This is a genomic window from Falsiroseomonas oleicola, assembly GCF_019029495.1.
Classification (GTDB): domain Bacteria; phylum Pseudomonadota; class Alphaproteobacteria; order Acetobacterales; family Acetobacteraceae; genus Falsiroseomonas; species Falsiroseomonas oleicola.
This window is the reverse complement of sequence record NZ_JAERQM010000003.1, coordinates 296,084-314,835: the sequence shown is the minus strand read 5'-3', so window position 1 is coordinate 314,835 and position 18,752 is coordinate 296,084. Positions and strand designations below refer to the sequence as shown.

Here is an 18,752-nt window from a genome sequence, read left to right as displayed (position 1 = left end):
ATGAGGCTCTTCACCGTCCACGCCGAAGCGCCCCCGCCGCCTGGGCCGGAGGGCTGGCCCGAGCCGAAGTCGCGCCCGCCGGTCCTGGTCAAGGAAGGCTTTTCGTTCTGGGCCGCCGTGCTGGGGCCGATCTGGCTCCTCGCCAACCGCTTGTGGTGGGAGGCGCTGGCGATGCTCGCGCTGGTCATCGCCGCCGGGCTTCTGCTGCCGGAGGCCTGGGCCAGCGTTGTCATTCCCGCCTTGCATGTCCTCGCCGGTTTCGAGGCGCGGGACCGGCTGCGCGCCCGCCTTGCGCGGCGCGGCCAGCCGATGGCCGCCGTGGTCGCGGCGCCGGATCGGGAGATCGCCTGGTTCCGGCTGATGCAGCAGCGACCGGACCTGGTGCGGACCGCGCCATGAAGATTGCCATCATCGATCCCGGCTCCGGCAACCTCGCCTCCGTCCAGCGGGCGCTGGAACGGGTGGTGGCCGAATCCGGCCTCCCCGCCGAAATCACCGTCACCACCGAGGCGGCCGATGTGCGCGCTGCCGACCGCATCCTGCTGCCCGGCCAGGGCGCCTTCGCCGCCTGCCGGCGCGGGCTGGATGCGCTGCCCGGCATGGTCGCGGCGCTGGAGGATTCGGTGCTTGGCGCACGCAAACCGTTCCTCGGCATCTGCGTCGGCATGCAGCTGATGGCGGAGCGCGGGCTGGAACATGGCGTGACGCCAGGCCTCGGCTGGATCGCCGGGGAGATCGCGCCGATGGACCCGCGCGATGCCGCCGGCGCCGCCTTGCCGCTGCCGCAGATGGGCTGGAATGGCCTGACGCTGCACCAGCCGGCGCATCCGCTGCTGGCCGGCATCGCCCCGGGCGCGCATGCCTATTTCGTGCATTCCTACGCCCTGTCGGGCGGCGATCCGGCGCAGCTTCTGGCCAGCACCGATTACGGCGGCCCGGTCGCGGCGATCGTCGGGCGGGACAACCTGGCCGGCACGCAGTTCCATGTGGAGAAAAGCAGCCTGGTCGGGCTGCGCATCCTGTCCAACTTCCTGACCTGGCAGCCATGAGCAGCCTGCGCGCCGGCACGCATGAGATGGTGGTGGAGGTCGTGACCTCCCTGAACCCGCATGACCTCGCCGATCTCTGCGAGGCGACCAATGCCGCGATCATCGAGGGTGGCGGCTTCGGCTGGGTGCAGAGCCAGGACCGCGCCGCCCTGGCGCGGCATTTCCGCGGCGTGCTGCTGGTGCCGGACCGCACCCTGTTCATCGCCCGGCTGGACGGGATCGTCGTCGGCAGCGCCCAGCTTCTGCGCCCGCCCCGCAACAACGAGGCCCAGGCCTTCGCCGCGCAGCTCACCCACGCCTATATCGCCCCCTATGCGCGGGGCCATGGGTTGGCGCGCAAGCTGGTGCACCGGGTGGAGGAATATGCCGCCGGCACCGGGCTGCGCGTGCTCAACCTGGATGTGCGGGAAACCCAGGAAAGCGCCATCGCGCTGTTCGAGGCGCTGGGCTACACGCGCTGGGGCACCCACCCCGCCTATGCGCGGGTCGATGGCCGCACGGTCGCGGGGCATTTCTACCACAAGCTGCTGGAGCCGGGGCGTGGCCGGTCCACGGACAGCCTGATCGGCGCGCGCTGAAGGACGACACCATGGCATTGACGTTGTATCCGGCCATCGACCTGAAAGCCGGGCAGGTGGTGCGGCTGAAGCGCGGCGACATGGCGCAGGCCACCGTCTACAACGCCGACCCGGCGGCGCAGGCCGCCGATTTCGCCCGCGCCGGCTTCGCCTGGGTGCATGTGGTGGATCTCGACGGCGCCTTCGCCGGCCGCCCGGCCAATGCGGCGGCGGTGAAGGCCATCATCGCGGCGGTGCCGGGGCTTTCGGTGCAGCTTGGCGGCGGGATCCGCGACATGGAAACCGCCGAGGCCTGGCTGGCGGCCGGCGTCACCCGCATCATCCTGGGCTCGGCGGCGGTGAAGGACCCGGATTTCGCGCGGGCTGCCTGCCGTGCCTTTCCGGGTCGCGTGGCGCTGGGCATCGATGCGCGGGATGGCTTCGTCGCGACCGAAGGCTGGGCCGAGACCAGCGGCACCACGGCAACCGACCTCGCCACCGGCTTTGCCGAGAGCGGCGCGGCGGCGATCATCTACACCGACATCGCGCGGGACGGGATGCTGACCGGTGTGAACGTGGAAGCCACCGCGGCGCTGGCGCGGGCCGTGCCGATCCCGGTGATCGCCTCGGGTGGCGTGGCCTCCACGGACGACATCGTGGCGCTGAAGGCGGATGGCGTGGTGGCCGGCGCCATCCTGGGGCGCGCGCTGTATGACGGCCGGGTGGACCCGGTGGCGGCGCTGCGGCTGGCGGCGTAGCGCCTGAGGCACAGCCGCCGGGCCGACCGCGCCTCAGGCGGCGCGGATGTCGCTGAGGAAGGTGTCCACCTTGCCGCGCAGGATTTCAGCCTGGCGCGCCAGATCGGCCGAGGCCGAGCGCACATCCCCGGCAGCGGCCCCCGTGCGTGCCGCATCCTCCGACACGCCCGTCGCATGGTGCGCTGCCTGCTGCGTCCCGCTCGCCGCCTCCGCCACCGCCTGACCGATCTCCGCCGTCGCCTGCGCCTGCTGCGAGGCCGTCTCCGCCACCTGCGCCGTCGTCGCGTTCAGCGTCTCAATCGTCCGCGCGATCGCCCGCACCACATCCACCGTCCGCGTCGTCTCCGTCTGCATCGCGCCGATCTGCGCCCCGATCTCCTCCGTCGCCTTCGCCGTCTGCGCCGCCAGCTGCTTCACCTCCGACGCCACCACCGCGAAGCCCTTCCCGGCCTCCCCGGCCCGCGCCGCCTCGATCGTCGCATTCAGCGCCAGCAGGTTCGTCTGCCCCGCGATATCGCCGATCAGCCGCACCACATCCCCGATCCGCGACGCCGCCTCCGACAGCCCGCGCACCGTCGCATCCGTGGCCTCCGCCGCTTCCGTCGCCTCCCGCGCCGCCCGCGCCGAGGCCTCGATCTGCCGCACGACTTCGGAGATGGACGCCGAAAGCTCCTCCGTCGCCGCCGCCACATTGCCCACATTCGTGCTCGCCAGCGCCGAGGCATCCGCCACCGCCGTGGCCCGCGCCGCACCGCTTTCCGCCGTCGAGGCCATCGAGGCCGCCGTCGCATCCAGCTCCGTCGCCGCCGAGGCCACCGTCCGCAGCACGCCGGCCGTCTCCGCCTCGAAGCCGTGCAGCAGCGTCTCCATCTGGCCGGCGCGCGCCAGCCGGGCCTGCTGTTCCCGGGCCTGGGCGGCTTCCAGCGCCACCCGTTCCAGCGAGGACTGGCGCAGCTGCTCGATCGCGCCCGCCATCTCCCCCAGCTCGTCGCTGCGGTCGCGGCCAGGGACATCCAGCGTCAGCTCGCCGCCGCCAATCCGACCCACCACCCCGGTCAGCGCCCCCAGCGGGGTCAGCACGCGGCGCAGCAACACCACAAGACAGCCGAGAAGCAGGCCGAGCGTCGCCGACATGACCAGGGCCGAGAACAGCACCTCGCGCCAATGCAGGTCGCTATTCGCCTCGCCGGCTTCCAGCGCCACCTCCAGCGCCGCGTCCCGCATGTTCAGCAGGTCGGCCAAGGCCGCCACTGAGAAGGGGCGGAATGTGGCGACGTTGGTGCTCCAGGGCGTTGTCGGATTGCCGAGGCGGGTGCCCGCCTCCTCGATCAGCCGGTACCAGCCGGGCTCCGACCGGGCGACATAGCTCTGGCGCTGCGCCTCCAGGGCCTCCAGCAGCCTGGGTGTCGCCAGGGCTTCGGACAGGCGCGCGATGTTGGCGAAGGATTCCTGCATCCGGCCTGTCAGCACCTGGGCCGCCGCAAAGGTCTCCAGGCGCACCGGCTGGCCGCCGAGCCAGGAGGTGATGAACAGGGCGCGGCGACCAGCCTGGTCGCGCAGATTGGCGGCGTGGATCGCCACCTCCGCACGCACCGCCAGGCCGGGCGCCTGGGCCGCCAGTGCCTTGCCGATGGAAAGCGCCAGGGCACTCAGCTCGTTGCCGATGGAGGCCCGGGCCGCGGTCAGATCGCGCAGGATAGCGGGATCGCGGGCTTCGATGGGCGCGGGGACCGCGGCGGTGACCCGGCGGAGCAGGTCGGTGGCGATGGATTGCGTGCGCTGCAGCGCCGCCGTGTCGAAGCCGGCGGCGCGCGCGCTGCCGGTCGCGGCCTCAAGCTGCCGGATCGCGGTGGCGTGTCCCTCCTGCAACTCGGTCAGATTGGGGCGCGCCTGGACCAGCGCGGCGCTGAGCCGGCCGGACTGCACGGCGTAGGCGGCCTGGGCCCGAAGCACGTCGTTGATGGTGCGGGTGGCGAGGATGGCGCCATCCGCGCGCCGCGCGTCCCGCCAGGCCTCATTCGCGATCCAGCCGGATAGCAGGAGGCCCGGCAGCGCGATCATGGCGAAGCCGAGCAGGAAGATGGTGCGGATACGCATAATTTGCGTGCCTTGTTCTGGGTTGTCCCATTATCCCCCAGATGTCTTTTTATCTTCCTAACATCACAAAATCGCGATCTCGCGTTCCGCCGCTGTACGAACCATCGCCTCAGGCTGCGCGGATATCGCTGAGGAAGATGTCCACCTTGCCGCGCAGGATTTCAGCCTGACGCGCCAGGTCGGCCGAGGCCGAGCGCACATCGCCCGCGGCCGCCCCCGTGCGCGCCGCATCCTCCGACACGCCCGTCGCATGGTGCGCGGCCTGCTGCGTCCCGCTCGCCGCCTCCGCCACCGCCTGACCGATCTCCGCCGTCGCCTGCGCCTGCTGCGATGCCGTCTCCGCCACCTGCGCCGTCGTCGCGTTCAGCGTCTCGATCGTCCGTGCGATCGCCCGCACCACATCCACCGTCCGCGTCGTCTCCGTCTGCATCGCACCGATCTGCGCCCCGATCTCCTCCGTCGCCTTCGCCGTCTGCGCCGCCAACTGCTTCACCTCCGACGCCACCACCGCGAAGCCCTTCCCGGCCTCCCCGGCCCGCGCCGCCTCGATCGTCGCATTCAGCGCCAGCAGGTTCGTCTGCCCCGCGATATCGCCGATCAGCCGCACCACATCCCCGATCCGCGACGCCGCCTCCGACAGTCCGCGCACCGTCGCATCCGTGGCCTCCGCCGCTTCCGTCGCCTCCCGCGCCGCCCGCGCCGAGGCCTCGATCTGCCGCACGACTTCGGAGATGGAAGCCGAAAGCTCCTCCGTCGCCGCCGCCACATTGCCCACATTCGTGCTCGCCAGCGCCGAGGCATCCGCCACCGCCGTCGCGCGCGCCGCACCGCTTTCCGCCGTCGAGGCCATCGAGGCCGCCGTCGCATCCAGCTCCGTCGCCGCCGAGGCCACCGTCCGCAGCACCCCGGCCGTCTCCGCCTCGAAGCCGTGCAGCAGCGTCTCCACCTGGCCGGCGCGCGCCAGCCGGGCCTGCTGTTCCCGCGCCTGGGCGACTTCCAGCGCCACCCGCTCCAGCGAGGACTGGCGCAGCTGCTCGATCGCGCCCGCCATCTCCCCCAGCTCGTCGCTGCGGTCGCGGCCGGGAACATCCAGCGTCAGCTCACCGCCGCCAATCCGACCCACCACCCCGGTCAGCGCCCCCAGCGGGGCCACGACGCGTCGCAGCAGGGTGGTCAGCGCCGCCGCCACCAGGAGAAGGGTGACCAGCACCATGGCGGAGGTCACCACCAGGGTACGGCGGTTGGAGGCCCCTTCCTCCGCAGCGCGCGCAAGCGCCTGGTCCAGCGCCGCGTCCCGCATCTCAAGAATGCGGGCCAAGGCGGGGATGGTGTAGGCGTTGAAGGCGGCTGAATCCTGCGGCCAGACAGGCGCGACCCCACCCAGCCCGACCCGTGCCGCCGCGAGATTGGCGCGCCAATAGGGATCGGCCTCACGGACGAAGCCCTGCTGCAGCCGCCCCAGCGCCTGCTGCAAGGCGGGGATGGCGGCGGCTTCGGTCATCCGCTCGATATTGGCCATGGCCTCGGCGATGCGACCGCTGGCCTCGTCCAGTGGACGCAGGGCTTCCGCGGTGACCGGCGCACCTGCCAGCATGGGCGCGATGCCCAAGGCGCGCCGTCCCGCCATTTCCCGAAGTGACATGACCTGGGTCGCCATCTCGGTAAATGCGGCAATGTCCGGTGCCAGACGGCCGATTTCGCGGGCCGCGGCCGAGCCGATCCCCGACAGGCGATTGCCGACCTCCGCCCGGCGGGCCAGGAGTTCCCGCATGTCGCCCGGGTCGCGCTGCGCCGGCGGCCGGGTTGCGGCCTGCCGTGCCCGCTGCAACAACGCCTCCAGCGTCTGTGCAGCGGCCCGAGGCCCCTCCGCGTCGAATCCCGCGGCGCCAGCGCTGGCCTGGGCAGCCTCCAGAAGGCGCATGGCCTGCTCATGGCTGCGCTGGACAGCCACCATGTCGGGGCTGGGCGCGCGCAGGGCGACGCTGAGATTGCCGGTCTGGACCGCGAAGGCCGATTGCGCGCGGCCCACATCGTTGAACACCTGTGTCGCCAGGATGGCCTGGTCGGCGCGGGCGGCATCCCGCCAGGCCTGCGCCGCCATCCAGCCGGACAACCCAAGTCCAGGAAGTGCGACGGCGACGAAGCCGATCAGGAAGGCGGAGCGGATGCGCATCGGCGGAAGGATCCTGCTGGGAAGATATCCTAGAATGGCACTGGGGTATTGCCATCCCGCTAAGGTCGCGGAGGACGCCGCGGCGGGGCTCGGCAAAGCGGCGAAACGCCCGGTGATTTGGCCGGCGCGGTTGTCGGGGTCTATGGAGGGCGCCGCACATCGCGTGACGGATCCTCATGACCAGCCAGCCCTCCTCCCCGCTTCCTCCGATCGCCCTGTTCGACATGAAGGCGCAGCAGGCGCTGATCCGTGCGGAGCTGGATCAGCGCCTGGCCTCGGTGCTGGACAGCGGCCGCTTCATCAATGGGCCGGAGGTGGTGGAGCTGGAGCAGAAGCTGGCCGCCTTCGCCGGCTGTGCGCATGGCGTCGGCGTCTCCTCCGGCACCGATGCGCTGGTGATCGCCATGATGGGGGAGAATATCGGCCGCGGCGACGCGGTGTTCCTGCCCGCCTTCACCTATACCGCGACGGCGGAGGTGCCGCTGGTGCTGGGGGCGACGCCGATCTTCGTCGATGTGGACCCGGTGACCTTCAACATCGACATCGCCGACCTGAAGCGCCGCATCGCCCTGGTCGAGGCCGAGGGCCGGCTGCGGCCGGCGGCCGTGGTCGGCGTCGACCTGTTCGGCCTGGCCGCCGACTGGCCCGCGATCGAGGCGATCTGCGCCGAGAAGGGCATGTTCGCGCTGGATGACGCGGCGCAGGCTTTTGGTGCCTCGCTCGGCAACAAGCGGCTCGGGCGCTGGGGGCATGCGACGGCGCTGAGCTTCTACCCGACCAAGACGCTGGGCTGCTACGGCGATGGCGGCGCGCTGCTGACCGACGATGCCGACCGCGCCGAGCTGTGGCGCAGCCTGCGCACCCATGGCGAGGGCAAGACCCGCTACGAGGTGGAGCGCACCGGCATGAACGGCCGGCTGGATACGATCCAGGCCGCCGTGCTGCTGGCCAAGCTGCCGCTGCTGGAAGGCGAGCTGGCGGCGCGGACCCGGGTGGCGGCGGGCTATGCGGCGGGGCTGGCAGGCAAGGTGCAGGTGCCGGCAATGGTGCCGGGCCATGCCTGGGGTCTCTATTCGATCCTGCTGGAGGATGCGGCCGCGCGCAGCCGGGTGCAGGACGTCTGCAAGGCGGCCGGCGTGCCGACCGGGATCTATTATCCGAAGTCGCTGCACCACCAGCCGGCCTATGCCAAGGCCCATGCCGAGGGCATCGCCGCCGGCGCGCCGGACCTGCCGGTGGCGGAGATGCTGTGCCAGCGCATCCTGTCGCTGCCCATGCACCCCTATCTGACCGAGGCCGAGGTGGCCCGCGTGGTGGCGGCGGTGGCCAGCGCGGTGTGAAGGACCTCGGGGGGTTCAGCCCCCCGAGAGCAGGCGCACCAGGCCGTCGAGCTGGTCGAGGTCGCGGTAGCGGATGGTGACCTCGCCACCCTTGCCCTGGTGGCGCACTGCCACCTTCAGGCCGAGGCGCTCGGTCAGGTCGCGCTCCAGCGCCCGCGTCTCCGGGTCCTGCGGGCGCGGCGGACCGCCGGCGCCTTCCGTCTTCGGCGGGGCCGCGGCCAGGGCCTCCGCCTGACGGACGCTCAATCCGCGCGCCACGATCTGGGCGGCAAGCTTCGCGGGCTCGGCCGTGCCGACCAGGGCGCGGGCATGGCCGGCGGTGAGCACGCCGCCGCGCAGCAATTCGCGCACCGGATCGGGCAGGGTCAGCAGGCGCAGCGTATTGGCGACGTGGCTGCGGCTTTTGCCGACGGACTGGCCAAGGCCCTCCTGCGTCAGGCCGAATTCCTCCAGCAGCCGCTTGTAGCCCTCGGCCTCCTCCAGCGCGTTCAGGTCCTGGCGCTGGAGGTTCTCGACCAGGCCGGCGGCCATGGCTTCGCGGTCGCCGAGGTCGCGGATGACGACCGGCACCTCGTGCAGCTGCGCGGCCTGGGCGGCGCGCCAGCGGCGTTCGCCGCCGATGATCTCGTAGCTGCCGGGGCTGCCCGCCTTGGGGCGGACCAGGATGGGCTGGAGGATGCCGTGTTCCCGGATCGAGCCGGCCAGTTCCTCCAGGCTCGCACGGTCCATGCCGCCGCGCGGCTGGAAGGGGCCCGGTTCCAGCGCCTCGACCGGCACATTGCGGAGCGCATCCCCGCTCGCGGGGCTGGCGGGGGCGTCCGGGATCAGGGCCGAGAGGCCGCGGCCGAGACGGGAGAGGGGTTTGCGGGTTGAGCTGCTCATGAGGCGCGGATCCGCGCACGCTCCCTTTTGAGGAATTCCGCCGCAAGCCTGACATAGGCCTGGGCACCGGGTGACCGGAAGTCATACAGCAGGACCGGCAGGCCGTGGGAAGGGGCCTCGCTGACCCGGACATTGCGGGGAATGGAGGTCTCGAAGACCTTGTCCTTGAAGAAGCCGCGCACGTCGCTGGCCACCAGCTCCGACAGGTTGTTGCGACGGTCCATCATCGTCAGGACGATTCCGTCCAGATGCAGCCGCGGATTGAAGGCGCGGCGCACGCGGTCGATGGTCCGGGTGATCTGGCTGATGCCTTCCAGCGCGAAGAACTCGGTCTGCAGCGGCACCAGCACGCCATCCGCCGCGACCAGGGCGTTGAGGGTGATGAGGCCAAGGGACGGCGGGCAGTCGAGGAAGACATAGTCGAAATCGGCCAGCGCCTCCCGCGCCTCGGCGAAAAGGGTGGCGAGGCGGCGTTCGCGGTTCTCCAACCCCACCAGCTCGATCTCCGCACCGGCCAGATCGGGGTCGGCGGGCAGGATGGACAGATTGGTGACCTGGGTGGGTCGCAGCAGCTCCGCCAGCGGTCGGCCATCGACCAGCAGGGCGTAGCTACCTGCGGCGCGGTCCTGGCGGCCGATGCCAAGGCCGGTCGAGGCGTTGCCCTGCGGATCGAGGTCGAGCAGCAGCACCTTGTGGTCGGCGGCCAAAGCGGTCGCCAGGTTGATGGCGGTGGTGGTCTTGCCGACGCCGCCCTTCTGGTTGGCGAAGGCGAGCACGCGCGGCGCCGCCCCCCCCGGTTTACGGCTGGACATGGCGGATATCGCTGAGGCGGAAGATGGTGGCCTCCGGGTCGGTGCGGCTGGCGAAGCGGTCCAGGGTAAAGCTCCAATCGGAGGCGACCTCAGCCAGTTCGGCCTCGGCCATGCGGCCCTTGGGGAATAGCGCTGTGCCGCCGGGGGCGAGCAGGCGCGCGGCCTCCGGCAGCAAAGCCTTCAAGGGCGCGAGGGCGCGGGCGGTGAGGAGGGCGAGCGGTGGCAGGCGGGCTTCCTCGATTCGGGTCGGGTGGATGGTAACCCGGGTGAGGCCGAGTCGGGCGGCGGCCTCGGTGAGAAAGGCAGCCTTGCGGCGATCCGATTCCACCAGATGGGTCGGGCGGCCGGTGGCGATGGCCAGCACGAGACCGGGCAGGCCGGCGCCGGAGCCGAGATCGCCGATGGGGCCGTCGCCTTCGGGCAGCAGCGGGACGAGCTGCAGGCAATCCTCGATATGGCGCTGACGGAGCGATTCGATGGTGGCGCGGCCGATCAGGTTGATGCGGCTGTTCCAACGCAGCAGAAGGTCCGCGTAGGCGTGCAGACGCTCCGCCGCCTCGGCGTCGAGGTGCGGCAGGTCAGGGGTGGGATGCGGGGGGAGAGGTGCGGGTTGTTTCACGTGAAACAGCCCTATACCGGCTCGGCCACGCCGCGTCGAAGGTGCACGGCCAGGGCGGCTATGGCGGCGGGGGTGACGCCGGGCACACGGCTGGCGCTGCCGAGGCTGTCGGGGCGGGCGCGGGACAGGCGCTGCTGCATTTCGTTGGACAGGCCGGGGATGCCGCGGAAATCGAGGCTCGGCGGAAAGGTGAAGGATTCCTCCCGCGCCAGCATGCGGCGCTCGACCTCCTGGCGCCGAAGATGCGGGGCATAGAAGGCCTCGGCTTCCAACTGCACGGCGACGGCGGGGGGAAGGTCGGCCAACCAGGGAAAAGCGGCGGCGGCCATGGTGGCGGTGACATCCGGCAGGGCCAGCACCTCCAGCACCGTGCGTCGGCGGCCGTCCTGGCGAATCGGCACGCCGGCGACGGTCAGCGCATAGGGGGTTGCCTCGTCCTGGGCCGCGCGCTGCAACGCCCTGGCGACCTGCGCGGCGAAGTCGGCATGGCGGGCGGCGCGGGCGGAACCGATGCAGCCCCAGGCGAGGCCACGATCCGTCAGGCGCAGCCCGGCATTGTCGGCGCGCAGGCTCAGCCGGTGTTCGGATCGGGCCGTCAGCATCCGGTAGGGCTCGCTGACGCCCTGGGCGACCAGATCGTCCAGCATCACGCCGATATAGGCCTCGGCCCGGTTCAGGATTCGATCCGGCGCCTGGCCGGCGGCACGCTGGGCGGCGTTGAGGCCGGCCATCAGGCCCTGGGCGGCCGCCTCCTCATAGCCCGTCGTGCCGTTGATCTGCCCTGCCAGGAACAGGCCCGGGACGCTGCGCACCTCCAGCGTCCGATGCAGGGCGCGGGGGTCGACATGGTCGTATTCAATGGCATAGCCGTGCCGCAGGATGCGGGCGCGCTCCAGCCCTGGGATCGAGGCGATCAGCGCCGCCTGCACATCCTCCGGCAGGCTGGTGGAGATGCCGTTGGGATAGACCGTGTCGTCATCCAGCCCCTCCGGCTCCAGGAAGATCTGATGCCGCTGGCGATCGGCGAAGCGGACCACCTTGTCCTCGATGGAGGGGCAGTAGCGCGGACCGACGCCCTGGATCTGGCCGCTATAGACGGCGGAGCGATGCAGATTGGCCTGGATCAGCGCGTGGGTGGCCGGCGTCGTCCAGGTGATGCGGCAAAGCATCTGCGGATTGGTGATGCGCTCCGTCAGCCAGGACATCGGCTCCGCGGGATCGTCGCCCGGCTGGGGCTCGAGCGCCTCCCAGTCGATGGTGCGGCCATCGAGGCGTGGCGGCGTGCCGGTCTTCAGCCGGGCCAGCGGCAGGCCGAGGCGGTCCAGCGTTCGGGCCAGGCCGACAGACGGCGCCTCCCCCACCCGCCCGGCCGGGGTGCGGGTGTCGCCGAGATGGATCTCACCGCGCAGGAAGGTGCCGGTGGTGAGGATGATGGCGCCGCAGGGGATGCGGGTGCCGCTGGCGGTGATGACGGCGCGGGCATGGCCTGCGGCGTCGATCTCCAGATCCTCGGCTGCCTCGCCACGCAAGGTCAGGTTCGGCGTTTGGGCCAGCAGGGCCTGCATGGCCTGCCGGTAGAGTCGGCGGTCGGCCTGGATGCGGGGGCCGCGCACGGCAGGCCCCTTGCTGCGGTTCAGCACCTTGCAATGGATGGCCGCGGCATCCGCGGCGCGGGCGATCAGCCCGTCCAGCGCATCCACCTCCCGCACCAGATGGCCCTTGCCGATGCCGCCGATGGCCGGGTTGCAGGACATCTCGCCGATGGAGTCGAGGCGATGCGTCAGCAGCAGCGTGCGCGCGCCACATCGCGCCGCCGCGGCCGCCGCCTCGCAGCCCGCATGCCCGCCGCCCACCACCACCACATCGAAGTCAGGAATCGTCGCCATGGGAGCGGTATAGGCCGACTACTTGCCGATGCAGAAGTCGCGGAACACGGCGTCGAGCACCTGCTCCACCTCAACCCGTCCGGTGAGGCGCCCCAGCGCCGTCAGCGCGGCCCGAAAACCCTCCGCCGCGACCTCCGGCAGGGTGGCCGATTCGGCTTCCGTCAGATGGGTCACAGCCTCGGACAGGGCGGCACGGTGGCGGGTGCGGGTCAAGGCGGGGGCATCGCCGAGGCCGGCATGGCGCTGCGCCACCTCGCTCAGCGCCTGCTTCAGCGCGGCCAGCCCCTGCCCTGTCCGGACACTGGTCGGCAAGGTCACGTGGCCCTGGATCGTCATGGGCGCGGGCGCCAGGTCGCATTTGGTCGCCACGACGATCGCGCCATCCGACCTGGCCAGCAGCGCCAGTGCGTCCGCGTCGGGCGCCCGGTCGCAGGCAAAGGCGGCGATCAGAAGGTCGGCGGCGCCGGCTCGACGGGTGGCGCGGCGCACGCCCTCCTGCTCCACCGCATCCTCGGTCGCGCGTAGCCCGGCGGTGTCGGCGATCACCACCGGCACGCCGCGCAGCACCAGTCGGCACTCCACGATGTCGCGGGTGGTGCCGGGCTGGGGCGAGACGATCGCTGCCTCCTGCTCCACCAGCGCATTCAGCAGGGAGGATTTGCCGGCGTTGGGGGCGCCGATGATGGCGATGGACAGACCATCCCGCAGCTTCTCGCCGCGGCCACCATCGGTCAGATGCCATTCGATCTCGCCGCGCAAGGTGGTGGCGGCGGTGCGGGCCTGGGAGGACAGGTCGGACGGCAGGTCATCCATCTCGAACTCGATGGCGGCTTCCTGCTGGGCCAGGATCCCTGTCAGCCGCGCCGTCCAGCCACCATAGAGCCGGGCCAGCGCGCCATCGGCCTGGCGCAGCGCCTGGCGGCGCTGGGCATCGGTCTCCGCGGCGATCAGGTCGGCGATGGCTTCCGCCTGGGTCAGGTCCATGCGCCCATGCAGGAAGGCGCGGCGGGTGAATTCACCGGGCTCTGCGGGGCGGCAGCCCAGCGCCAGCAACGCCACCTCCACCGCCGCGATCACCGCCGCGCCGCCATGCAGATGCAGCTCCGCCGCATCCTCGCCGGTGTAGCTGTGGGGGCCGGGAAACCAGAGAACCAGGGCCTGGTCCAGAAGGTCGCCCTGCGCGTCCACCAGACGGCGCAGGCTTGCGCGACGAGGCGACGGAAGTCCGTTGGCCAAGGTGGCCACCATCTCCCCCGCCCGGGCGCCCGACAGGCGCAGAACGGCAACGGCCGCCTGCCCGGCACCGGAGGCACGCGCCATGATGGTGTCGGTCATGCCGCTCATGCGGTCTGTTTCACGTGAAACACTCGGGGGCGCTCAGCCCTTGGGCGGCGGCACGTCGTGTTCCGTCAGCATCAACTGCCGCGCGCGGCCACCTTCCACCAGATGCGCCTGGAGGATGGCGTCCACATCCTCCCGCGTCTGGGGGCTGTACCAGACGCCTTCGGGATAGATGACCAGGGCCGGACCGAATTCGCACCGATCCAGGCAGCCGGCCTGGTTGATGCGAATGCCACCAAGGCCCAGCTCCTTCGCCCGGACCTTCATGTAGTCCCGCAGGGCCTCGCTGCCCCGTGCCGCGCAGGATCCCCGCCTATGCCCATCGGGACGCCTATTGCAGCAGACGAAGACATGCGCGCGGAAATAGGCGGGCGGGTCCTGAGGCTCCACCGCCAGGTCGGTCAGGGCATCGGTCATGAGAACCTCCGGATCGCGCGGGCAGCCTGGGCTCCGCGTCATGTAGCGAGGCCGCCGCAGCACCGCCAGGGCAGGCCTGCGGGATGCCGCGACAGCCGGGGCGAAAGGGTTGTAGGATGACCCCGGCTTGACGACCGCCTGCGGAGTGTGGCGCATGGCGGTCCCCTGGACGAAATGTGAATGCCCCAGCTCTCCTGCCTCACCCCGATCGGGGAGGTGACATTATCGGCCGAAGACGACGCGATCGTGGCCCTCGACTGGGGCCGTGGCCGCGACCAATCGCCGACACCGCTGCTGCGCGACGCGGTCGGCCAGCTCCAGGACTATTTCGATGGGGTTCGGACGATATTTGACCTGCCGCTCGCCCCTTTCGGATCCGCCTTCCAGCAAAGGGTCTGGGCCGCGCTGCGGGCCATTCCGCCCGGCGAGACCCGGTCCTATGGCGACCTGGCCCGCCTGCTCGGCTCATCCGCCCGCGCCATCGGCCAGGCCAATGGCGCGAACCCCATCCCGATCCTGATCCCGTGCCACCGTGTTGTGGCGGCCGGCGGCAGGATCGGTGGCTATTCCGGGGGCGACGGCGCCCCCACCAAGCGCGTGCTTCTTGAACTGGAGCGGCGCGCCCGCCCGAACTCCGATGGCCCGCAGGCCGACCTCCCCCTCCATCCAGCCGCAGGGACGACACCCCCATGAACCATGCCATCCGCGTCCACGAATATGGCGGTCCCGAGAAGATGGTGTGGGAGGAAGTGCCCGTTCCCGCCCCCAAACCCGGGGAGGCCCTGGTCCGCCACCAGGCGGTCGGGCTGAACTACATCGATGTCTATTTCCGCACCGGCCTCTACAAGGCGCCTGCTTTGCCCGCCACCATCGGCATGGAAGCCGCCGGCGTGGTCGAGGCCGTGGGGGAAGGTGTCACCCATGTCGCCCCGGGTGACCGCGTCGCCTATGCCACCGCGCCGATCGGCGCCTATGCCGAAGCCCGCACCATCAAGGCCGATCGCCTGGTGAAGGTGCCGGAGGCGATCGCCTTCGAGCAGGCCGCAGCGATGATGCTTCAGGGCATGACCGCCGGCTTCCTGCTGACCCGCACCTACAAGGTGCAGCCGGGCCAGACCATCCTGATCCATGCGGCCGCCGGCGGCGTTGGCCTCATCATGACGCAATGGGCCAAGCATCTGGGCTGCACCGTCATCGGCTGCGTGAGCACGGAGGAGAAGGCCGCGCTCGCCAAGGCGCATGGCGCCGACCACATCGTCATCGGGCTCGAGACCCTGCCTGCCCAGGTGAAGGAGATCACCGGCGGCGCCATGCTGCCCGTGGTCTATGACAGCGTTGGCCGCGACAGCTTCACGCCGTCCCTCGACTGCCTGGCGCCCTACGGGATGATGGTGTCCTACGGCAATGCCTCCGGCCCCGTCACCACCGATATCGGCATCCTGGCCGCCAAGGGCTCGCTCTACCTCACTCGCCCGACGCTCGCGACCTACACCGCCAAGCGCGAGGATCTGGAGGCACAGGCGGCGGCTCTGTTCGACGTGGTCGCCCAGGGGGCGGTGAAGATCCGCGTCAACCAGACTTTTGCCTTGAAGGATGCGGCGGAGGCCCATCGGGCACTGGAAGCCCGCAAGACCACGGGCAGCACCGTCCTGCTCCCCTGACCGCGCAGCTCAGCCTTCGCGCACCTCCGCGCGCCGGCCGCCGGACAGGCTGAGCAGCGCCTCGGGCGTCGTCTCGAAGACATGCATGGGCGAGCCCGCGGCCGCCCAGACCCGCTCGAAGCGGAACAGGGCCTCATCCACCAGCACTAGCGGTGGCGTCGCATGGCCCAGCGGTGCCACGCCACCAATGGCGAAGCCCGTCACCTCCCGCACCCAGGTCCCGTCGGCGCGTTTCACGTGAAACACCGGCGCAGCAGCGCCCGCATTCAGCGCCGCCGCGACCTTCGCCATGTCGACGCGGTTGGCGCCGGAGGCGATGACCAGCACCGGCCGCTCACCCGCCCGGAAGACAATGGATTTGGCGATCTGCGCCACGTCGCAGCCCACCGCTGCCGCGGCCTCCGCGGCGCTGCGCGTGCCCTCGGGGAAGGCCGCCACGCTGTCCGCATGCCCCGCTGCCCGAAGCGCCGCCCTCACCCGTTCGACAGACCCGCCCGACATCGCCATATCTCCGCCAATGGAACCCCTCGCCCTCTACATCCACTGGCCGTTCTGCGCCGCCAAGTGCCCCTATTGCGACTTCAACAGCCATGTCCGCGACCGCGTCGACCAGGCCGCCTTCGCCGCGGCGCTGCGCCAGGAATTATCCCGCGAAGCCGTCCGCGCCAACCAGCCCGGCCGCCGCCGCCTCGCCAGCATCTTCTTCGGCGGCGGCACGCCGAGTCTCATGGCGCCCGCCACAGCCGCCGCACTGATCGAGGATGCGACGCGCCTGTTCGACGCCGAGCCCGATCTTGAAATCACGCTGGAAGCCAACCCCACCAGCGTCGAGCTGCCAAAACTCCGGGATTTCCGTACGGCGGGAGTCAACCGCGTCTCACTCGGCGTCCAGGCGCTCGACCCCGCCGCGCTCGCCTTCCTGGGCCGCAAGCACGGTGCGACGGAAGCGATCACCGCCCTGGAACAGGCCCGCGCCACCTTCCCGCGCGTGTCCTTCGACCTCATCTATGCCCGCCCCGGCCAGGCCGAAGCCGCCTGGCGGGCCGAGCTGCGCCAGGCCCTGGCGCTGGCCGCCGACCATCTCTCGCTCTACCAGCTCACCATCGAGCCCGGCACGCAATTCGCCACCCTGTTCGGCCGCGGCGCCTTCACCCTGCCGGAGGGCGACGAGGCCGCCCGCCTCTACACCGCCACCGCCGAGGAAGCCGCGCGCTTCGGCCTGCTGCCCTATGAGATTTCCAACTACGCCCAGCCCGGCGCCGAAAGCCGACATAACCTCGCCTATTGGCGCTACGGCGACTATCTCGGCATCGGCGCCGGCGCGCATCAGCGCCTGACCCTGCCCGACGGCCGCCTGATGGCCGCCCGCCGCCACCGCGCGCCGGAGGAATGGCTCACCCGGGTTCAACGCGACGGCCATGCGGTGGTGGAGGAGGAAGCGCTGTCCCCTCGCGACCGCGCACGGGAAGCCTTGCTGATGGGGTTGCGCCTGACTGAGGGCGTCGACCCCGCCCGCATCGAACGCCGCAGCGGGCTGCCCTTCGACCAATGTGTCGACAACGCCGCCCTCACCGATCTGGCGGAGGAAGGCCTGCTCGTTTGGTGCCCCGATGGACGCCTCGCCGCCACACAGGACGGCCTGCTGCGGCTGGACGCGCTGCTGCCCTTGCTGGTCAGATAGCGGCATGGCTCGGGTCTGTTCGTCGCATGGAATTTGATGACGACCCCGGCAAAGCCTGGCGGCCACCGGGCAAATTAGACCAGAGGCTAGTCGGGGGATTTCACAGGCGTTAAGTTGAACCGGCTTCCACCATTCATGAGAATGAAATTGAGCAAACCGCTTCTCATCGTGGGATTACCGCGCGGCTTCACGAGCGAATCTTACAGGCTTGTTCAGCAGTCCACACAGTTGCTTGAACCTCCCGCTTCCTCTGGTGAGGTATTGAACTGGCAGCGATGGGCTGAGCCGCCGGCAGGCATCAATGGGATGCGATTTTACGACCGCCGTGATGAAAATTACGCGGGAATATGCGAGGTCTATAAGACTTTCCTGTTTCCAGACTCAAAATATGTCATCAAGGACGTCGTCCAGCCGTTTCACACGATTCGTTTTCTCCGGGAAAACCCCGGCCTGTGCAACGTGCTTTATATCAGACGGGACTTGATGGCTGTCCGCCACAGCCTGCTGAAGAGGTCATGGAAATATGTCCACTCCATGGATGCGATCGACCAGCAGTTTCTTGATTTCGATTTCGTCGACAGCACCAGGGTGATGTATGACAAATCGTACCTCTTTTCCAAGATCGAGCGGATGGGTTACAATGTCCGCCGCCTCAACTACATAACACCGGAATTTGAAAGGACGAGAAATAACATCCTTGACGAGGTGGAGCAGCGCGGGGCTCCCCTGCTGCCGCCAACTCAGGAAATTTCAAATCTTTCTCCTGTTCCGTTCTTTCCCGTGGGAAAGACAATCGATCTCAAGACCTCCACCATATCTGCCCTGTCCGACGTTTTTTCCATGTCGGACCTTCAGTCAGATGGCTCAAATGGGCTCAGGGCTTCTCGACCTCGCTCCCGTCTTTCAACCTGCCTGCCTCCCCTTCCTACGGGTGCGCGAATCGGAATTTCATTGGAGCGGACAAGGTTTGTCGACCTCGAGACGGAATTCCAGGTATTTTTTTCGGAGTTCACCCAGATCGCCAAGGCCTCTTCGATGGCCAAGACGGGCAACCGGATCGAGATACTGCTGCCTCCATCCACCGAGGCCGCAGCATTGCATATTTTCATGTACTCGGATCGTATTTTTGTCCCTGGCATTTCCACCGATGTTACTTCACTGCTCACCTCCGGCGCAATTTTGGGCTCGATCAGCATAGAAGCAGCCTAAGTCATCGTTATTTATTTTTTGCTCGTTGTGGCGGAGATTTTCGCCGACAGCAGGGGCTCACTCGCATTCTCCCTTGCAGGCTTGGTCTGGGGCGCTCCTGAAGATGGCTTTTGCCGTTGATGATTATGGCGCCCAGGCACAGGTGTCCACGGTGACACCCATGGCTTTCGCGACCTCTGGTGACACGCCGGCGGATATGCGGATATATCGAGAATACGACAGGCAGCAGATCGCGCTTAGCGAACTGCGAGAAAAATGACGGCGCCCAAA

General features: G+C 69.8%; 18 protein-coding genes. 9 read left to right on the top strand and 9 right to left on the bottom strand.

Features of this window, described 5'->3' with window-relative positions:
- Genes JJQ90_RS12330 through hisA form a run of 4 tightly spaced genes read left to right on the top strand, consistent with a single transcriptional unit; the run spans window position 1 to window position 2,364 of the window.
- The gene (locus JJQ90_RS12330) at window positions 1–399 is read left to right on the top strand and encodes a DUF2628 domain-containing protein (RefSeq protein ID WP_216875797.1); all 399 of its coding nucleotides are present in this window, start codon (window positions 1–3) and stop codon (window positions 397–399) included.
- Complete coding sequence (hisH, locus tag JJQ90_RS12325) at window positions 396–1,049, top strand: imidazole glycerol phosphate synthase subunit HisH (protein ID WP_216875796.1); 654 nt, start codon at window positions 396–398, stop codon at window positions 1,047–1,049. The genes JJQ90_RS12330 and hisH overlap by 4 nt, the downstream gene beginning before the upstream one ends.
- Window positions 1,046–1,627, top strand: a complete 582-nt coding sequence (locus tag JJQ90_RS12320; protein WP_216875795.1) for a GNAT family N-acetyltransferase — start codon at window positions 1,046–1,048, stop codon at window positions 1,625–1,627. Before hisH ends, JJQ90_RS12320 begins: the two co-directional genes overlap by 4 nt.
- Window positions 1,628–1,638: 11 nt before the next feature.
- On the top strand, window positions 1,639–2,364 hold the full coding sequence (gene hisA, locus JJQ90_RS12315; RefSeq protein WP_216875794.1) for a 1-(5-phosphoribosyl)-5-[(5-phosphoribosylamino)methylideneamino]imidazole-4-carboxamide isomerase: 726 nt from the start codon (window positions 1,639–1,641) through the stop codon (window positions 2,362–2,364).
- A 33-nt stretch (window positions 2,365–2,397) separates the two neighbouring features.
- Here the strand turns inward: hisA and JJQ90_RS12310 are convergent, their stop codons facing one another.
- Window positions 2,398–4,461, bottom strand: a complete 2,064-nt coding sequence (locus JJQ90_RS12310; RefSeq protein WP_216875792.1) for a methyl-accepting chemotaxis protein — start codon at window positions 4,459–4,461, stop codon at window positions 2,398–2,400.
- Window positions 4,462–4,570: 109 nt separating this feature from the next.
- Window positions 4,571–6,634 carry a methyl-accepting chemotaxis protein gene (locus JJQ90_RS27300; RefSeq protein WP_216875789.1) on the bottom strand — a complete coding sequence of 688 codons (2,064 nt, stop codon included), beginning with the start codon at window positions 6,632–6,634 and terminating at the stop codon, window positions 4,571–4,573.
- A 176-nt stretch (window positions 6,635–6,810) separates the two neighbouring features.
- Here JJQ90_RS27300 and JJQ90_RS12300 point away from each other — a divergent pair, with 176 nt between their 5' ends.
- The gene (locus JJQ90_RS12300; protein WP_216875788.1) at window positions 6,811–7,974 is read left to right on the top strand and encodes a DegT/DnrJ/EryC1/StrS family aminotransferase; all 1,164 of its coding nucleotides are present in this window, start codon (window positions 6,811–6,813) and stop codon (window positions 7,972–7,974) included.
- A gap of 15 nt (window positions 7,975–7,989) precedes the next feature.
- On the opposite strand, the gene JJQ90_RS12295 is transcribed toward JJQ90_RS12300, so the two are convergent.
- The 6 genes from JJQ90_RS12295 to JJQ90_RS12270 are packed head-to-tail and all read right to left on the bottom strand — an operon-like array spanning window position 7,990 to window position 13,931.
- Complete coding sequence (locus JJQ90_RS12295) at window positions 7,990–8,856, bottom strand: ParB/RepB/Spo0J family partition protein (protein WP_216875787.1); 867 nt, start codon at window positions 8,854–8,856, stop codon at window positions 7,990–7,992.
- Window positions 8,853–9,668 carry a ParA family protein gene (locus JJQ90_RS12290; RefSeq protein ID WP_216875785.1) on the bottom strand — a complete coding sequence of 272 codons (816 nt, stop codon included), beginning with the start codon at window positions 9,666–9,668 and terminating at the stop codon, window positions 8,853–8,855. The genes JJQ90_RS12295 and JJQ90_RS12290 overlap by 4 nt, the downstream gene beginning before the upstream one ends.
- Window positions 9,655–10,287 (bottom strand): 16S rRNA (guanine(527)-N(7))-methyltransferase RsmG, encoded by a 633-nt coding sequence (gene rsmG, locus JJQ90_RS12285; RefSeq protein ID WP_329959435.1) that lies wholly within the window; start codon window positions 10,285–10,287, stop codon window positions 9,655–9,657. Before rsmG ends, JJQ90_RS12290 begins: the two co-directional genes overlap by 14 nt.
- 11 nt (window positions 10,288–10,298) lie before the next feature.
- Window positions 10,299–12,173 (bottom strand): tRNA uridine-5-carboxymethylaminomethyl(34) synthesis enzyme MnmG, encoded by a 1,875-nt coding sequence (gene mnmG, locus JJQ90_RS12280; protein ID WP_216875783.1) that lies wholly within the window; start codon window positions 12,171–12,173, stop codon window positions 10,299–10,301.
- Between the two features lie 18 nt (window positions 12,174–12,191).
- Complete coding sequence (gene mnmE, locus JJQ90_RS12275; RefSeq protein ID WP_457851886.1) at window positions 12,192–13,517, bottom strand: tRNA uridine-5-carboxymethylaminomethyl(34) synthesis GTPase MnmE; 1,326 nt, start codon at window positions 13,515–13,517, stop codon at window positions 12,192–12,194.
- Between the two features lie 33 nt (window positions 13,518–13,550).
- Complete coding sequence (locus JJQ90_RS12270) at window positions 13,551–13,931, bottom strand: (2Fe-2S) ferredoxin domain-containing protein (RefSeq protein WP_216875781.1); 381 nt, start codon at window positions 13,929–13,931, stop codon at window positions 13,551–13,553.
- Window positions 13,932–14,111: 180 nt separating this feature from the next.
- Here JJQ90_RS12270 and JJQ90_RS12265 point away from each other — a divergent pair, with 180 nt between their 5' ends.
- Together JJQ90_RS12265 and JJQ90_RS12260 are read left to right on the top strand one after the other, a co-directional pair.
- The gene (locus tag JJQ90_RS12265) at window positions 14,112–14,624 is read left to right on the top strand and encodes a methylated-DNA--[protein]-cysteine S-methyltransferase (protein WP_216875779.1); all 513 of its coding nucleotides are present in this window, start codon (window positions 14,112–14,114) and stop codon (window positions 14,622–14,624) included.
- Window positions 14,621–15,592 (top strand): quinone oxidoreductase family protein, encoded by a 972-nt coding sequence (locus JJQ90_RS12260; RefSeq protein WP_216875778.1) that lies wholly within the window; start codon window positions 14,621–14,623, stop codon window positions 15,590–15,592. The genes JJQ90_RS12265 and JJQ90_RS12260 overlap by 4 nt, the downstream gene beginning before the upstream one ends.
- 9 nt (window positions 15,593–15,601) lie before the next feature.
- On the opposite strand, the gene JJQ90_RS12255 is transcribed toward JJQ90_RS12260, so the two are convergent.
- Window positions 15,602–16,093 (bottom strand): YbaK/EbsC family protein, encoded by a 492-nt coding sequence (locus JJQ90_RS12255; RefSeq protein WP_216875777.1) that lies wholly within the window; start codon window positions 16,091–16,093, stop codon window positions 15,602–15,604.
- Between the two features lie 16 nt (window positions 16,094–16,109).
- On the opposite strand from JJQ90_RS12255, the gene hemW reads away from it, so the two are divergent.
- Complete coding sequence (gene hemW, locus JJQ90_RS12250; protein ID WP_216875776.1) at window positions 16,110–17,273, top strand: radical SAM family heme chaperone HemW; 1,164 nt, start codon at window positions 16,110–16,112, stop codon at window positions 17,271–17,273.
- 147 nt (window positions 17,274–17,420) lie between these two features.
- The gene (locus tag JJQ90_RS12245; RefSeq protein WP_216875775.1) at window positions 17,421–18,482 is read left to right on the top strand and encodes a hypothetical protein; all 1,062 of its coding nucleotides are present in this window, start codon (window positions 17,421–17,423) and stop codon (window positions 18,480–18,482) included.
- Window positions 18,483–18,752: the final 270 nt, after the last annotated feature.

What these genes read in the sequence shown, in the direction of transcription:
- hisH (WP_216875796.1), top strand. Translation starts at nt 396, where the DNA reads ATGAAGATTGCCATCATCGATCCCGGCTCCGGCAACCTCGCCTCCGTC.
- JJQ90_RS12300 (WP_216875788.1), top strand. Translation starts at nt 6,811, where the DNA reads ATGACCAGCCAGCCCTCCTCCCCGCTTCCTCCGATCGCCCTGTTCGAC.
- hisA (WP_216875794.1), top strand. Translation starts at nt 1,639, where the DNA reads ATGGCATTGACGTTGTATCCGGCCATCGACCTGAAAGCCGGGCAGGTG.
- JJQ90_RS12290 (WP_216875785.1), bottom strand. Translation starts at nt 9,668, where the DNA reads ATGTCCAGCCGTAAACCGGGGGGGGCGGCGCCGCGCGTGCTCGCCTTC.
- JJQ90_RS12330 (WP_216875797.1), top strand. Translation starts at nt 1, where the DNA reads ATGAGGCTCTTCACCGTCCACGCCGAAGCGCCCCCGCCGCCTGGGCCG.
- JJQ90_RS12270 (WP_216875781.1), bottom strand. Translation starts at nt 13,931, where the DNA reads ATGACCGATGCCCTGACCGACCTGGCGGTGGAGCCTCAGGACCCGCCC.
- JJQ90_RS12295 (WP_216875787.1), bottom strand. Translation starts at nt 8,856, where the DNA reads ATGAGCAGCTCAACCCGCAAACCCCTCTCCCGTCTCGGCCGCGGCCTC.
- hemW (WP_216875776.1), top strand. Translation starts at nt 16,110, where the DNA reads ATGGAACCCCTCGCCCTCTACATCCACTGGCCGTTCTGCGCCGCCAAG.
- JJQ90_RS12310 (WP_216875792.1), bottom strand. Translation starts at nt 4,461, where the DNA reads ATGCGTATCCGCACCATCTTCCTGCTCGGCTTCGCCATGATCGCGCTG.
- mnmG (WP_216875783.1), bottom strand. Translation starts at nt 12,173, where the DNA reads ATGGCGACGATTCCTGACTTCGATGTGGTGGTGGTGGGCGGCGGGCAT.
- JJQ90_RS12265 (WP_216875779.1), top strand. Translation starts at nt 14,112, where the DNA reads ATGCCCCAGCTCTCCTGCCTCACCCCGATCGGGGAGGTGACATTATCG.
- JJQ90_RS12320 (WP_216875795.1), top strand. Translation starts at nt 1,046, where the DNA reads ATGAGCAGCCTGCGCGCCGGCACGCATGAGATGGTGGTGGAGGTCGTG.
- JJQ90_RS27300 (WP_216875789.1), bottom strand. Translation starts at nt 6,634, where the DNA reads ATGCGCATCCGCTCCGCCTTCCTGATCGGCTTCGTCGCCGTCGCACTT.
- JJQ90_RS12255 (WP_216875777.1), bottom strand. Translation starts at nt 16,093, where the DNA reads ATGTCGGGCGGGTCTGTCGAACGGGTGAGGGCGGCGCTTCGGGCAGCG.
- JJQ90_RS12260 (WP_216875778.1), top strand. Translation starts at nt 14,621, where the DNA reads ATGAACCATGCCATCCGCGTCCACGAATATGGCGGTCCCGAGAAGATG.
- mnmE (WP_457851886.1), bottom strand. Translation starts at nt 13,517, where the DNA reads ATGAGCGGCATGACCGACACCATCATGGCGCGTGCCTCCGGTGCCGGG.